Source organism: Pseudomonas sp. TE3728 (assembly GCF_056279145.1).
Genome location: NZ_JBWBQT010000001.1, coordinates 1608219 through 1623343 on the forward strand (window position 1 = coordinate 1608219; position 15125 = coordinate 1623343).

The window sequence follows — 15125 nt, forward strand, 5'->3', positions numbered from 1 at the left end:
CCTACAAGTCGTTACGACTGTCAATCGTGGCAATCAGGAATATTGCGGGCTGCACGAGCCGATGAATCTGCGAGGTCTTCCCCGATCACCTACCTGTTGACGCCATTCGACAGTTGTGACTAATCGCGCAGTGATGTAGGGCTTTTCCATTACTAATTTCTTTATTCGCTGTAAGAACAGTCCGAACTTTTTAAGGCGCTGAACCAAACAAAAGTTCTCCTGGCAGAGCAACTGTTACGCTTGGAATAGAGCGATCAGTTGACTAAAGGGAGTGGCATATATGGCTAATCACGGTTACATGAGTATTACCGGCAAACGACAAGGTTTGATTTCTGCCGAGTGCTCCGGCTTGAATTCTATCGGCAACAAATGTCAGATCGCTCATGAAGACGAAATCATGATTCTGGCGTATTCGCACAACATGATTACAGGCAACGACGGCGGAGTTTCAGGCAATCGCGGCAAGCACCTGCCTATTATGATTACAAAGAACATTGATAAATCTTCACCGTTACTGGCCAGTGCACTTCATGAGCGCGAAGAAATTGAATGCACGATCCATTTTTATCGAACATCACCAGCGGGCGGCCAGGACAAATATTATTCAATACAACTCACGGGGGCTAAAATTGCACATATCAGCCTTCAAGTTCCTCATGCCATTCATATGAATGATGCACAACCGCAAGAATTGGTGTCCATTCGTTATCGCGACATTAGTTGGACACACATTCAGGCGGGCACATGTGCTTATAGTACTTGGGGGAACGAGGATGAATGACGAGCGCTGTGATATTCACGACGTGACTAAAGCTGCGTCTGATCTTGTGGCGTTTGGGTGCTCTATTGGTGCTACGCAGCTGTACGATAGTTTTTTGCAGCTTCAATTCAGTTCGATCGTTTCATCTTATGCTAACGAGATTATCCAAGCGGTTGATGAAGGTTTAATTAGCGCGCGACAGGGTTTGCAAAAAATCAGAGATGAGCATACCGAACTATCATCCAAAGCGATGTTTTACACTCAAAATGGCATTGGTATTTTAGCGGGAGTAATGCAAGTTCAAACTGGGGCTTCATTACTCAGAAACTCAAGAGGTATTAAATTAGCTAGCGGGTTAACCTACGTTGCGCATGGCGCTAATAATATTTATGAAAACGCAGGAAATATATACAACGGACCTGACGCACCAAGCACAGCAGGACCAATTAGAAAAACATATCAACACCTAGCCGAAAACACTAAAACTGGCAACACTATCTATTACTCTGTGGACTTAGGATTATCAGCTTTCGGCGCAATGAGTTTAGTGCGTAAAAACGATACACTTGAGCTTTTTAGGAAAGACCCTATCAACTATGAGCGAGCATACAGACAAATGGGAAAACTGGCACTGGCCTTTGAAGCCTTGGCCGATGCAATCACAATGAAAAACATAGCAGAAGAAACAACTTTAGAATAAACCACATCATCGAGCACATCACTTTCTTCGGCGCAGCCTCATTATATAAATGCATAAGCAGACAAAAACCAACATAAAAATAGCCGCACTAACGACAAACGAAAGCTTGCCTTGCAGTGGAAATACTTGATCAATTTGTAGAACGATAATAGCAGCCCAAAACAAAGAGACGATAAAAGCACCGAAATACGCAACCCAAGCAGAGTCTCTTTCGGGATTAAGATCGCGCCCAAGTGAAACATCAATATAGCTGAGAGAGCAGTAATAAAAATTAACAAACAATAAAAAAACAAAAAAAGCACCTAGCACCAACCAATAATAAACCCCACTTAAAGGGACCACTCTCTCTATTAACCATGCAAGAAATGCCGCATAAAGCATGGAAAGAATAACAGCTAGCAAATCCGAAACTAAAACAGTAAAGAAAACTCGAAATCGCATTAACACCCCCTCATACAGTCTCACAGATTGTTGAGCTTCGATACAATCAGCGCACATGCCAAAAATTATAACCATATCATTAATATGACTCACTCTAACAAACGACATAAACGAGCGACGATCCGAAAAACCCTACACACCACTTCTTTTCATCCTACACATCATTCCCACAACCCCAGAAACAATTCATCAAAAAAAAACTATCGCAATAGATGTCTTCAAGATCGGAAGCCGGCATACTCGGTCGAGCATTAAAATTTATTAGAACCGTAAAAACAAAAAGTCCAACACCTGAACTGGAGTTGGACTTTTATCAATCGCGGCAAACCAAGCTTAACGATGCCATAACCTCATAGCCATCATAACCCAGCCAAACTAACTACCGCCTGCAACCTGGCTTCCAAACACAATAACTAAAAACAAAAACCACCGCCGCAAAGACAGCAACCCCGCCCAATGCGAAGGCGCAAGGAGATTAGAAGTTCGCCGGGGTGTTGGCGCTGATGATCTCGGCCTCGTCCTGCCCAATATTGCGAAACCGATGCGGCAGCGTCGTCGGAAAGTAATACCCATCCCCGGCATTCAGCACACTGATCTGCCCATCAACGGTGAGCTCAACCGTGCCACGGGTAACGAGCCCACACTCCTCCCCTTCAGCATGCACGATGGGTTCTTCACCCGAACTCGCCCCAGGGGCGTATTGCTCGCGCAATAGCCGCATCTGCCGACTCGGCACCGAAGCGCCGATCAGCAACAACCGCAACCCATGACGCCCCAGATCTGGCTGTTCATTGGCGCGGAACACGTATTGGTGCTCGCGGGGCGGTTGGTCGAAGGTGAAGAAGTCCGCCAAAGACATGGGGATGCCTTCGAGCAGTTTTTTCAGGGAACTGACGGAGGGACTGACGCGATTCTGTTCGATCAGGGAAATGGTGGCATTGGTGACGCCGCTACGCCGGGCCAGCTCGCGCTGGGACAGTTTGTAGCTTTCGCGTACTAATTTGAGTCGTGAGCCCGTGTCCATGACAGCCTTATGCGAAGAATACTTAAGGGGTAATGGGGGGTGGGTGGCGGGCGACTGGTGGCCGCGGATCACGCCGTTTCCCGTCCCGGAACCGTGAAAGGCGGGTATTAAATCACGTTTGTTGGTGTTGCTCAGCAGGTTCGATAAACGGCTATGAAAAAAGCCGGCGAGCCCCTGATGCCGGTCGGTCAGGTGCGGGAACTGTGGGGGCGGGGTGCCTCGCGATGGCGGTGTGTCAGGCAGCATTGATGGCGGCTGATATGGCCTCATCGCGAGCAGGCTCGCTCCCACAGTGGTCGGTGTTGTTCGCAAAATTTGGTGTACGTCGCCAATTCCCTTGTGGGAGCAAGTCTGCTCGCGATGGCGGTGTGTCAGGCAGCATTGATGGCGGCTGATATGGCCTCATCGCGAGCAGGCTCGCTCCCACAGTGGTCGGTGTTGTTCGCAAAATTTGTGTATGTCGCCAGTTCCCTTGTGGGAGCGAGCCTGCTCGCGATGGCGGAGTGTCAGTCGACAGAGATGTTGACTGTGCGGCCGCCTTCGCGAGCAAGCTCGGCTCCTACAGGAGTTGCGTCTGCCTTAGATGCCGAATCGGTCGCGTAGCGCGTAATACGCGGCGCCCATGGCGGTGAGCGGGGCCTGGAAGGTGCGGCCGCCGAGCATGGGCATGTGCGGCAGGGAGGCGAAGGCGTCGAAGCGTTCGGCGTCGCCGCGGATCATTTCCGAGATGAGTTTGCCGGCCAGGTGCGAGCAGGTGACGCCGTGACCGCTGTAGCCTTGCATGTAGTAGGCATTCTTTTCGATGCGACCGAATTGCGGCATGCGTGACATGGTCAGCAGGAAGTTGCCGGTCCAGCGGTAGTCGATTTTCACGTCCTTGAGTTGCGGGAAAGTCTTGAGGATTTTTGGTTTGATCAGTTGCTCAATGTCGTCCGGCTCACGGGCGCCGTAGACCACGCCGCCACCGTACAGCAGGCGGTTGTCGGCGGTGAGGCGGTAGTAGTCGAGCAGGTAGTTGCAGTCTTCGACGCAGTAGTTGTTGGCGATCAGGCTGCGGGCGACTTTTTCGGACAACGGTTCGGTGACGACGATTTGCGAACCGCAGGGCATGCTTTTGCGCGTGACGCGGTTGTCGAGGTCTTGAGGCAGGTAGGCGTTGCCGGCGATCAGCAGGTACTTGGCCCGCACCACGCCTTTGGCGGTGCGCACGGTGATCGGCTCGCCGTAGGTGATTTCCACGGCGGCGGATTGTTCGTAGATTTTGCCGCCCAGGCGGATGATCGCGGCGGCTTCGCCGAGGGCCAGGTTCAGCGGGTGAATGTGGCCGCCCTGCATGTCGAGCAGGCCGCCGACGTAGTTGTCGCAACCCACTTCGCGCTTGATGTCAGCGGCGTCGAGCATTCTCAGGTTCTTGTTGCCATAGCGCTCCCAACTGCTCTTTTGCTCGGCCAGGCCGTTGAGTTGCTTTTTGTTCAGCGCTGCGAAGATGCCGCCGGGGCGGTAGTCGCATTGGATGTCGTACTCTTTGATGCGCGAACGGATGATGTCGGCGCCTTCAAAGATCATGCTGCCGAGCACTTCGGCGGTTTTGTCGCCGTAACGCTCTTCAATCACATCGACGTCGCGGCTATACGAATTGACCAGTTGGCCGCCGTTGCGGCCGCTGGCACCGAAGCCGACTTTGGCGGCTTCCAGTACGGTCACGCTGTAGCCCGCTTCGCTGAGGAACAGCGCCGAGGACAAACCGGTATAGCCGGCGCCGATCACGCAGACGTCGCAGTCCACCAGCTCTTCCAGAATCGGGTAATCGCCGGTCTGATTGCGGGTGGCGGCGTAGTAGCTGTTTACATGCTTTTGTTTAACAGAGTCTTGTTTCATAGGTTTCTCCGATGGCCGCAAACGCTCGCCTGCGACCGCCGCTGTAAAAGTGTTAGAGCTTGATCCAGGTCGCTTTGAGTTCGGTGTATTTGTCGAACGCGTGCAGCGATTTGTCCCGACCATTACCCGACTGCTTGAACCCGCCGAACGGCGCGGTCATGTCGCCGCCGTCGTACTGGTTGACCCAGACGCTGCCGGCGCGCAAACCACGGGCGAAGGTGTGGGCCTTGCTCAGGTTGCTGGTCCATACGCCGGCCGCCAGACCGAAGATGCTGTCGTTGGCGATCTGCAGCGCTTCTTCAGCGGTGTCGAAGGTGATCAGCGACAGCACCGGGCCGAAGATTTCTTCCCGGGCGATGGTCATGGCGTTGGTCACGCCGTCGAAAATTGCCGGTTCCACGTACAGGCCACCGGTGTCTGCGAGGGTACGATTGCCGCCAGCGATCAGTTGCGCGCCCTGGTCTTTGCCGATCTGGATGTAGCGCAGCACGTTGTCCAGTTGGCGCTGATCGACGACTGCGCCAACAGTGGTTTCAGGATCGAGGGCGTGGCCTGGTTTCCAGGCTTGCAGTGCTTCCACCAGCAGCGGAATGAATTGCTCGCGAATCGAGCGCTCCACCAGCAGACGTGAGCCAGCGGTGCAGACTTCGCCCTGGTTGAAGGCGATCGCACTGACCGCTGCCTGAGCGGCTGCACGCAAGTCCGGTGCATCGGCGAACACCACGTTCGGGCTCTTGCCGCCCGCCTCCAGCCAGACGCGTTTCATGTTGCTTTGCCCGGCGTAGATCAGCAGTTGCTTGGCAATCGCGGTGGAGCCGGTGAAGGCCAGCACGTCGACGTCCATGTGCAACGCCAACGCTTTGCCGACGGTGTGACCGAAGCCTGGCAGGACGTTGAACACGCCTTTGGGGATGCCGGCGTCGAGGGCCAACTGCGCGATGCGAATCGCCGTCAGTGGTGACTTTTCCGAAGGCTTGAGGATGAACGAATTGCCTGCCGCCAGGGCCGGGGCGAACTTCCAGCTGGCCATGATCAACGGGAAATTCCACGGCACGATGGCGGCGACCACGCCTGTCGGCTCGCGGGTGATGAGGCCGAGTTGGTCGTGCGGTGTGGCGGCGACTTCGTCGTAGATTTTGTCGATGGCTTCGGCGCTCCAGCGGATCGCGTTGGCGGTCGCAGGGATGTCGATGCTCATGGAATCGCTGATCGGCTTGCCCATGTCGAGGGTTTCGAGCAGGGCGAGTTCTTCCTGGTTGGCCAGGATGAGGTCCGCGAAGCGAATCAAAATGCGCTTGCGTTCTGCGGGCGCCAACCGCGCCCAGATGCCGGATTCGAATGTGCGGCGTGCAACCTGCACGGCGGCATTGGCGTCGGCTTCGTCGGTACTGGCGATGTTCGCCAGGAAGCGGCCGTCGACCGGACTGATGCATTCGAAGGTGTCACCGCTGAGTGCCGGGCGGTATTGGCCATCGATGAATGCGCGGCCTTCTAGTGTGAGGGACTGGAAGCGTTGTTCCCAGTCGCTGCGAGTGTTTGTCATGGTTGTGACTCTACGCAGAGGAATAAGTAGTCGCCGGACTAAAGCCGACCAATTAACGATCAGAAAACCACGATCCCTGTAGGAGCTGCCGAAGGCTGCGATCTTTTGATCCTGATCTTCGGCGGCTTCATGGATATCAAAAGCCAAGATCAAAAGATCGCAGCCTTCGGCAGCTCCTACCGGGGTTATTCGCCGTCATCAAAGATGTGTCGATACCCACATTCTCGATTGACGGGTGTCTGGCCATCAAACCGTATGCAAGTACCAGTTGTACTCAAGGTCGGAGATGGAGTTTTCGAACTCGGCCAGTTCGCTTTCCTTGCACGCCACGAACACGTCGATGTACAGCGGGTCGATGTAGCGCGCCATGACTTCGCTGTCGTCCAGCTCGCGCAAAGCATCGCGCAGGTTGTTCGGCAGGCTTTGCTCGTTCTGCTCGTAGCTGTTGCCTTCGACCGGGGCGCCAGGTTCGATTTCGTTGGTCAAGCCGTGGTGAATACCGGCCAGCACCGACGCCATCAGCAGGTACGGGTTGGCATCGGCACCCGCAACGCGGTGTTCGATGCGCACGGCATCCGCCGAACCGGTGGGCACGCGCACCGCCACGGTACGGTTGTCGATGCCCCAGCTTGGCGAGTTCGGTACGTAGAACTGCGCGCCGAAACGGCGGTACGAGTTGACGTTCGGGCAGAGGAACGCCATCTGCGCCGGCAGGGTCTCGAGCACACCGCCGATCGCGTGACGCAGTGCGGCGTTCTGCTCGGGATCCTCGCTGGCAAAGATGTTGTTGCCTTCTTTGTCGAGAATCGAAATGTGCACGTGCAAACCATTGCCCGCCTGGCCCGGATACGGCTTGGCCATGAAGGTGGTGTCCATCTCATGGTCGTAGGCGATGTTCTTCACCAGACGCTTGAGCAACACCGCGTAGTCGCAGGCCTTTATAGGGTCGGAGACGTGATGCAGGTTCACTTCGAATTGCGCCGGGGCGCTTTCCTTGACGATGGCGTCGGCAGGAATGCCCTGCTCTTTTGCGCCTTCGAGGATGTCTTGCAGGCAGTCGACGTATTCGTCCAGATCGTCGATCAAATACACCTGGGTCGAGTGCGGACGTTTGCCGGACACCGGCGAGCGTGGCGACTGCGGACGACCGTTCACGTTGTCCTGGTCGATCAGGTAGAACTCCAGTTCGAACGCCGCGCAAATGGTCAGGCCCATGTCATCGAACTTGCTCACCACTTGACGCAGCACTTCGCGAGGGTCAGCGAAGAACGGCTGGCCTTCGAGTTCGTGCATGGTCATTAACAGCTGCGCGGTCGGGCGCTTCTGCCAAGGCTCGATACTCAGGGTATTGGGGATGGGAAAACAGATTCGATCCGAGTCGCCTATGTCCAGACCCAGGCCGGTGCTTTCCACCGTAGAGCCGTTGATGTCCAGGGCAAACAGTGACGCCGGGAGGTTAATGCCTTTTTCGTAAACCTTATGAAGACTGGTGCGTTCGATGCGCTTGCCGCGCACCACACCGTTCATATCCGCAATCAGAAGGTCGACGTACAAAACCTCAGGATATTTCTTAAGGAATGCGTTTGCTTCGTTGAGTTGAACGGCACGCAGAGGGACCGACATGATGCACCTATTAGCTGTTAATTATTATGTTCACTACCCTTTCACGAGCCCAGTCAATCCGAAAGGCAAAGTGAAGTCAATAGCGAACACTTGGCCTTTCAACCTTTATTTTCGGGCCTTTTTTGGGCGCAAGAGTGCCAGATCAGTCTTGCGCACCGCGTAAATCCTGAAGATCGGATGCGCGGCGTTTAGAATTTTTTACATGAGAGTTGTTAATTAAAATCAACAAGGCTAAGCTCCGGAAAAGCTCGTTCAAGTGTGAAACTTCGAGGTGATAAAAATGGCATTCAAGCCATTGATCGGCGTTACTGCGTGCATCAAACAGATTGGCCTGCACCCCTACCACGTCAGCGGCGACAAGTATTTGCGTGCTGTCAGCGTCGCGGCTTTGGGGTTGCCAGTGGTCATTCCTTCTCTAGGCGATCTGACCGAAATCGATGACCTGCTCGCGCAGCTCGACGGTCTGCTGCTGACCGGCTCGCCGTCGAATGTGGAGCCCTTCCACTATCAAGGCCCGGCCAGTGCCCCCGGTACGGATCACGATCCGCAACGGGACGCCACCACCCTGCCCTTACTGCGCGCAGCCATCGCCACCGGTGTTCCGGTGCTTGGCATCTGCCGGGGCTTTCAGGAAATGAACGTGGCGTTCGGCGGCAGCCTGCATCAGAAGGTGCATGAACTGCCCGGCATGCTCGATCACCGGGAAGCGGATCATCCGGATTTGGCCGTGCAGTACGCACCGGCCCATGCGGTGAATGTGCAACCGGGCGGTGTGTTCGAAGCGCTGGACCTGCCGCAGGTGTTTCAGGTGAATTCGATTCACAGCCAGGGCATCGACCGACTCGCTCCCGGCCTGCGCGCTGAGGCGATCGCGCCGGATGGTTTGATCGAGGCGATCTCCGTCGAACACAGCAAGGCCTTCGCCGTTGGCGTGCAATGGCACCCGGAATGGCAGGTGCTTTCGAATCCCCCCTACTTGAGTATTTTCCAGGCGTTTGGCGACGCGTGCCGGCAACGGGCGGCGCTGCGTAATACGCGCTGACTTCAAACAGCATTCAACGATTTAACTGCCCCCGTGAGTCTGGCGGGCGTGCCTTTGCGCGCCGGTCGCTCACGTAATAGATGAACCGCAATAACAACAAGTACGACCAGGCAGCCAGGATGGCGGTGCCGAATAAGCCCGGAGCGCCAGCGTAATCCCCCGTAGGAGCTGGCGAAGCCTGCGATCTTTTGATCTTGATTTTGAAGAGCAAAGTCAAAAGATCGCAGGCTTCGCCAGCTCCTACAGGGGGCATCGTCCGGCCCGGGTTTGCAATCCACTCTTAAGTCAGGCCGCGTTGGCCCGACGACTGAAACCTGTTGGGAGTTTCATATGGCAAACGCCTCCAGCATCTACAGGAAGGCTCTTGAAGGTCACCAGGCACCGAAAAAGGTGTTGGTGAAAGTCGACCGCGTCACCAAGAAATTCGACGAAACCACCGCCGTGGACGATGTGTCACTGGAGATCCATCAAGGCGAAATCTTCGCCCTGCTCGGCGGTTCCGGTTCGGGTAAATCGACGCTGCTGCGCATGCTCGCCGGCTTCGAGCGCCCGACCGAAGGGCGGATTCTGCTCGACGGGGTCGACATCACCGACATGCCGCCGTACGAACGGCCGATCAACATGATGTTCCAGTCCTACGCGCTGTTCCCGCACATGACGGTGGCGCAGAACATCGCTTTCGGCCTCAAGCAGGACCGTTTGCCCGCCAGCGAAATCGACGCCCGTGTCGAAGAGATGCTGCGGTTGGTGCACATGACCCAGTACGCCAGACGCAAGCCGCATCAGTTGTCTGGCGGCCAACGTCAACGTGTGGCGTTGGCCCGCTCTCTGGCCAAGCGACCGAAGCTGTTGTTGCTCGACGAACCGATGGGTGCATTGGATAAAAAGCTGCGCTCGCAGATGCAACTGGAGTTGGTGGAGATCATCGAGCGCGTCGGCGTGACCTGCGTGATGGTCACCCACGATCAGGAAGAAGCCATGACCATGGCCGAGCGCATCGCGATCATGCACCTGGGCTGGATCGCCCAGATCGGCAGCCCGGTGGATATTTATGAAGCGCCGGTCAGCCGCATGGTCTGTGAGTTCATCGGCAACGTGAATGCCTTCGACGGCACGGTGGTCGAGGATCTGGAAGGTCACGCGATTATTCACAGCCCGGACCTTGAGCAGAAGATTTACGTCGGCCACGGCGTGAGCACGTCGGTGCAAGACAAGTCGATCACCTACGCCATCCGCCCGGAAAAAATGCTGGTCAGCACCCTCAAGCCCGAAACTCGCTACAACTGGTCCGAAGGCAAGGTGCATGACATCGCCTACCTCGGCGGCCACTCGGTGTTTTACGTGGAGCTGCCCGGCGGCAAGATCGTCCAGTCGTTCATGGCCAACGCCGAACGCCGTGGCGCACGCCCGACATGGGACGATCAGGTCTACGTGTGGTGGGAAGACGACAGCGGCGTGGTACTGCGCTCATGAGAACCTTCAATCAGCAGTTCCTGCGCCTGGTGCCCAGCGGCCGCAAACTGGTCATCGGCATTCCGTTCCTGTGGCTGTGCCTGTTTTTCCTGTTGCCGTTCTTCCTGGTGATGAAGATCAGCTTCTCGGAAGCGGCCCTGGCCATACCTCCCTACTCTGAGATTTACACCTTCGCCGAACAGAAGTTTCAGCTGCTGCTGAACATCGGCAACTACTCGCTGCTGACCGAAGATGAGTTGTACATCTCGGCCTACTTTGGTTCGTTGAAGGTCGCGTTTTTAAGCACGCTAATGTGCCTGGTGATCGGTTTCCCGATGGCCTACGCGATCACTAAGGCCAGCAAGGAAACGCAGAACGTTCTGCTGCTGTTGATCATGATGCCGACCTGGACCGCGATCCTGATTCGCGTCTATGCGTGGATGGGCATTCTGAGCAACAACGGTTTGCTCAACGCGTTCCTGATGTGGACCGGGGTGACGTCGCAGCCGATCGAGATCCTCAACACCAACACGGCGGTGTACATCGGCGTGGTCTATGCCTACCTGCCGTTCATGGTGTTGCCGCTGTACGCCAACCTGGTCAAGCACGATCACAGCTTACTGGAAGCCGCGTCGGACCTGGGTTCGAGCAACTTCAACAACTTCTGGAAAATCACCGTGCCGCTGGCCAAGAACGGCATCATCGCAGGCGCAATGCTGGTGTTCATTCCGGTGGTCGGTGAGTTCGTGATTCCGGAGCTGTTGGGCGGCCCGGAGACCCTGATGATCGGCCGTGTGCTGTGGCAGGAGTTCTTCAACAATCGCGACTGGCCGGTGGCATCCGCCTTGGCGGTGGTGATGCTGGCGATTCTGATTGTGCCGATTCTGCTGTTCAACCGCAGCCAGGCCAAAGAGATGGAGGGACGGGGATGAAACGCTTCGGGTTTTCAAAGTTCATGCTGATTTTCGGCCTGTCGTTTATCTACCTGCCGATGCTGATTCTGGTGATCTACTCGTTCAACGCCTCGAAACTGGTGACGGTGTGGGGCGGCTGGTCGGTGAAGTGGTACGTCGGCCTGCTCGACAACTCGCAACTGATGGGCTCGGTGGTGCGCTCCCTGGAAATCGCTTGCTACACGGCGATTGCCGCCGTGGCGTTGGGCACCCTCGCCGCTTTCGTGCTCACCCGTGTTACACGCTTCAAGGGTCGTACGCTGTTTGGTGGTCTGGTGACGGCACCGCTGGTGATGCCGGAAGTGATTACCGGTCTGTCGCTGTTGCTGCTGTTCGTGGCCATGGCCCAGTTGATCGGCTGGCCGCAGGAACGTGGCCTCGTCACGATCTGGATCGCCCACACAACGTTCTGCGCAGCCTATGTGGCAGTGGTTGTTTCGGCGCGTTTGCGTGAACTGGACCTGTCAATCGAAGAGGCAGCCATGGACCTGGGTGCGCGGCCGTTCAAGGTGTTCTTTCTGATCACCATTCCGATGATCGCGCCGTCGCTGGCGGCGGGCGGCATGATGTCGTTTGCCTTGTCGCTGGATGATCTAGTGTTGGCGAGTTTCGTCTCTGGCCCGGGCTCGACGACGTTGCCGATGGAAGTATTCTCGGCGGTGCGTCTGGGCGTGAAGCCTGAGATCAATGCCGTAGCCAGCCTGATTCTGTTGGCGGTGTCGATCGTCACGTTCATGGTCTGGTACTTCAGCCGCAAGGCCGAAGCCACACGCAAGCGGGCGATCCAGGAAGCCATGGACCAGACCGCCAACGAATCCTGGCAGCAGCCGAAAAACCAGCGGGTCGAAGCGATGGCTTAGTGCTGTTGAGTTAAATGAAGTGAACACAAAACTGTGGCGAGCGAGCTTGCTCGCGCTGGGTTGCGAAGCGACCCCAAAACCGGCAACCGAGGTGTATCAGATACACCGAATTCGCTGGTTTTACGACTGCTTCGCAGCCGAACGGGAGCAAGCTCCCTCGCCACAGAAACTCCCTTGCCACAGGGTTTGTGTCCACCTGCACCGTTGTTCTATGTGATTTGAATAAAAAGAAAATGGAGTTGTACCAATGAAAATGTTTGGCAGGACTCTGCTGACACTGTCCTTATTGGGCGCGATCGCTACCGGTGCCCAGGCCAATGACAAGGTATTGCGCGTCTACAACTGGTCGGATTACATCGCCTCGGACACCGTCAAGAAGTTCGAAGACGAGACCGGCATTCGCGTGACCTACGATGTGTTCGACAGTAATGAAACCCTTGAGGCACGCTTGCTGGCCGGTAAATCCGGCTACGACATCGTGGTGCCCTCCAACAGTTTCCTGGCCAAGCAGATCAAGGCTGGCGTCTATCAGCCGCTGGACAAATCGAAGCTGCCGAACTGGAAAAACCTCAACCCGGTGCTGCTGAAAAACGCCTCCGCCAGCGACCCTGACAATGGCCACGCTTTCCCGTACATGTGGGGTTCGATCGGCATCGGTTACAACCCGGCCAAGGTCAAGGAAGTGCTGGGCACTGATGCGCCGGTGAATTCCTGGGACTTGCTGTTCAAACCGGAAAACGCTGCGAAGCTCAAAGCCTGCGGTATCAGCTTCCTTGATTCGCCGACAGAAATGCTCCCGGCCGCCCTGCACTATCTGGGTTACCCGGTGAATTCTCAGGACAAGGCGCAGATCGCCGAAGCTGAAGCGCTGTTCATGAAGATTCGGCCGTCGGTGGCTTACTTTCATTCGTCGAAGTACATCTCCGACCTGGCCAACGGCAACATCTGCGTCGCCGTCGGTTACTCCGGCGATGTGCTGCAAGCCAAGGCTCGCGCCAAGGAAGCCGGCGACAAGGTGAAGATCGAATACAGCATCCCGAAAGAAGGCGCCGGCAGCTTTTACGACATGGTTGCCATCCCACGGGACGCGGCCAACGTCGACAATGCCTACCTGTTCATGAATTTTCTGATGCGGCCGGAGATCATCGCCGAAGTCACCAACAGTGTCGGCTACAGCAACGCCAACGCAGCGGCCACGCCGCTGGTGGATGAAGCCATTCGAAACGACCCGGGGTCCTACCCGCCGCAAGCGGTGATGGCGACGCTGTATGCGATTCCAGATATGCCGATCGGTATTCAGCGGGTGATGACTCGTGGCTGGACGCGGGTGAAGCTGGGTAAGTGATTCACTCGGCATCACTGTTGAACCTGACATCGCTATCGCGAGCAGGCTCGCTCCCACAGTAGCCCGTGGTGGAACGCAGATTTGTTAACGACGCCGATCCCCTGTGGGAGCGAGCCTGCTCGCGATGAGGCCATTACATCCAGCATCAATGACAGCTTTCCCCTTTTCCGTTCACGCAGCGCCTTACCACCGCTGCACTCCTCTGAAGAAGAACGGCTTCACCTGGCTTCCTCGGTCAAGGTGAATTTCGGGCGCCCTCGGGCGCCTTTTTTTATGTAGAGACCAACGGCCATTCGGCCAGCGCCCGGTACCGGCCTTTATGGGATTCGAACAAGGTGAAGCGGTCAGCACGCAGGAAAAACTCTGGCGGCGTCGCAGATTCGGGGATTGGCGCCCGGTAGTCGCGCATCAGGGTCAGATGCGGGCGAAATTCCCGCCGGGTGTCTTCGAAACCAAAGGGCAACATGGCCTGCTCCAGCGCATACACCAACCGCAGCAACTCAGGTGCTGCCTGCTCGGGCGCCAGCAACAAAACCCCGGAGCGACGCCAGACTTCCAGACGATCAAGCACAACCGTCAACGGCACGCCGGGCATCTGGACATTGGCGGCGGCCTCGCAGACGCCCGCTATCTGCGCCATCCCCACCGTGCCGAGAAACAGCAGCGTCAGATGAAAGTTTTCCGCCGGCACCGGGCGCCCGACATTGAGCTCCAGCGCGCCGCGCCATCGGGCGATGGCCCGGCGTTGTTCGGGGGCGCAGTTGAGGGCGAAGAACAGCCGTTTGAACGGCTCACGGGATTCATCGCTCATGTCTGCCACCTCAAGGCTACGGAGTCCCTTTGATTTTACAAAGGGATACCACGCCAGCAAGTGCATTTCTGGCACCACCCGGCAGGCGCGTTATAGTTGAAGCAACCGAATCGACGGGAGGGCGCCATGCGTCAGGTCATCAGCAAAGAGCCATGGTGGGCTGTGCCACCCAAGCCCGGCCAGGATGAATCCGAGCTGGAATGGGGTTGGCTGGTTCACTACAACGAAGGCGAGCCGCGCTTCGAGTTCATCAAGGAGCGGCCGTCGGACAGCCAGATTCGTAACCGCAAGAGTTGCAGGACCACCCCGACGCCGGAGTGATCCTGCGACGATGTTCAGGCTTTGACGAGCATCTCGAAACCGCCAAAAATCGCCCGCTGGCCGTCGAACGGCATCGGATTGACGTCCGGCTGCATCCGCGGATCGCTCATGAGCTTCGCCATCCCGGCGTCACGGGTGGCCTTGTCCGGCCAGACAATCCAGGAAAACACCACGGTTTCGTCTTCCTTGAGTTTTACTGCCATGGGAAATGAGGTCAGTTTGCCATCGGGCACGTCATCGCCCCAGCATTCGGCGAGGCTGAGTGCGCCGCTTTCCTTGAAAATTTCGGCAGCGGATTGTGCGTGTTGTTTGAATTTTTCGCGGTTGGCGGTGGGTACTGCAGCGACGAAGCCATCTACGTAAGCCATGATC

15 protein-coding genes are annotated in these 15125 nt (G+C 56.5%); 8 read left to right on the forward strand and 7 right to left on the reverse strand.

Annotation, left to right across the window (positions count from 1 at the left end; genetic code table 11):
* Positions 1-280: 280 nt before the first annotated feature.
* The gene (locus ACZ89R_RS06640; protein WP_429546292.1) at positions 281-781 is read left to right on the forward strand and encodes an Hcp family type VI secretion system effector; all 501 of its coding nucleotides are present in this window, start codon (positions 281-283) and stop codon (positions 779-781) included.
* A complete protein-coding gene (locus ACZ89R_RS06645) occupies positions 774-1460 on the forward strand; it encodes a DUF4225 domain-containing protein (protein ID WP_429546291.1) in 687 nt (228 codons plus the stop codon). The genes ACZ89R_RS06640 and ACZ89R_RS06645 overlap by 8 nt, the downstream gene beginning before the upstream one ends.
* A gap of 18 nt (positions 1461-1478) precedes the next feature.
* Here ACZ89R_RS06645 and ACZ89R_RS06650 read toward each other — a convergent pair whose 3' ends face one another.
* The 5 genes from ACZ89R_RS06650 to ACZ89R_RS06670 all read right to left on the reverse strand — a co-directional run bounded on the left by ACZ89R_RS06650 (position 1479) and on the right by ACZ89R_RS06670 (position 7969).
* Entirely contained in the window at positions 1479-1994 is a 516-nt protein-coding gene (locus ACZ89R_RS06650) for a hypothetical protein (protein ID WP_429546290.1), read from the reverse strand.
* Between the two features lie 382 nt (positions 1995-2376).
* Positions 2377-2925: a cupin domain-containing protein gene (locus ACZ89R_RS06655; RefSeq protein ID WP_008068184.1), complete on the reverse strand. Its 549-nt coding sequence runs from the start codon at positions 2923-2925 to the stop codon at positions 2377-2379.
* A gap of 579 nt (positions 2926-3504) precedes the next feature.
* Positions 3505-4803 carry an NAD(P)/FAD-dependent oxidoreductase gene (locus ACZ89R_RS06660; protein WP_429546289.1) on the reverse strand — a complete coding sequence of 433 codons (1299 nt, stop codon included), beginning with the start codon at positions 4801-4803 and terminating at the stop codon, positions 3505-3507.
* Positions 4804-4855: 52 nt separating this feature from the next.
* The gene (locus ACZ89R_RS06665) at positions 4856-6346 is read right to left on the reverse strand and encodes an aldehyde dehydrogenase (protein WP_429546288.1); all 1491 of its coding nucleotides are present in this window, start codon (positions 6344-6346) and stop codon (positions 4856-4858) included.
* 246 nt (positions 6347-6592) lie between these two features.
* The gene (locus ACZ89R_RS06670; RefSeq protein ID WP_050681361.1) at positions 6593-7969 is read right to left on the reverse strand and encodes a glutamine synthetase family protein; all 1377 of its coding nucleotides are present in this window, start codon (positions 7967-7969) and stop codon (positions 6593-6595) included.
* Positions 7970-8249: 280 nt separating this feature from the next.
* On the opposite strand from ACZ89R_RS06670, the gene ACZ89R_RS06675 reads away from it, so the two are divergent.
* The 5 genes from ACZ89R_RS06675 to ACZ89R_RS06695 all read left to right on the forward strand — a co-directional run bounded on the left by ACZ89R_RS06675 (position 8250) and on the right by ACZ89R_RS06695 (position 13621).
* Positions 8250-9011 (forward strand): gamma-glutamyl-gamma-aminobutyrate hydrolase family protein, encoded by a 762-nt coding sequence (locus tag ACZ89R_RS06675; RefSeq protein WP_429546287.1) that lies wholly within the window; start codon positions 8250-8252, stop codon positions 9009-9011.
* A gap of 330 nt (positions 9012-9341) precedes the next feature.
* A complete protein-coding gene (gene potA, locus ACZ89R_RS06680; RefSeq protein ID WP_063343315.1) occupies positions 9342-10484 on the forward strand; it encodes a polyamine ABC transporter ATP-binding protein in 1143 nt (380 codons plus the stop codon).
* Between the two features lie 29 nt (positions 10485-10513).
* Positions 10514-11395, forward strand: a complete 882-nt coding sequence (locus tag ACZ89R_RS06685; protein ID WP_429547887.1) for an ABC transporter permease subunit — start codon at positions 10514-10516, stop codon at positions 11393-11395.
* Positions 11392-12276, forward strand: coding sequence for an ABC transporter permease subunit (locus ACZ89R_RS06690; protein ID WP_429546286.1), 885 nt, complete (start codon positions 11392-11394; stop codon positions 12274-12276). The genes ACZ89R_RS06685 and ACZ89R_RS06690 overlap by 4 nt, the downstream gene beginning before the upstream one ends.
* A gap of 247 nt (positions 12277-12523) precedes the next feature.
* Positions 12524-13621, forward strand: a complete 1098-nt coding sequence (locus ACZ89R_RS06695) for a polyamine ABC transporter substrate-binding protein (protein ID WP_429546285.1) — start codon at positions 12524-12526, stop codon at positions 13619-13621.
* A gap of 271 nt (positions 13622-13892) precedes the next feature.
* Here ACZ89R_RS06695 and thpR read toward each other — a convergent pair whose 3' ends face one another.
* Positions 13893-14432: an RNA 2',3'-cyclic phosphodiesterase gene (gene thpR, locus ACZ89R_RS06700; protein WP_429546284.1), complete on the reverse strand. Its 540-nt coding sequence runs from the start codon at positions 14430-14432 to the stop codon at positions 13893-13895.
* 126 nt (positions 14433-14558) lie between these two features.
* Here thpR and ACZ89R_RS06705 point away from each other — a divergent pair, with 126 nt between their 5' ends.
* A complete protein-coding gene (locus ACZ89R_RS06705; RefSeq protein WP_192343516.1) occupies positions 14559-14753 on the forward strand; it encodes a hypothetical protein in 195 nt (64 codons plus the stop codon).
* Positions 14754-14767: 14 nt separating this feature from the next.
* Here ACZ89R_RS06705 and ACZ89R_RS06710 read toward each other — a convergent pair whose 3' ends face one another.
* Entirely contained in the window at positions 14768-15121 is a 354-nt protein-coding gene (locus tag ACZ89R_RS06710) for a DUF1428 domain-containing protein (RefSeq protein ID WP_008068166.1), read from the reverse strand.
* Between the last annotated feature and the right edge of the window lie 4 nt (positions 15122-15125).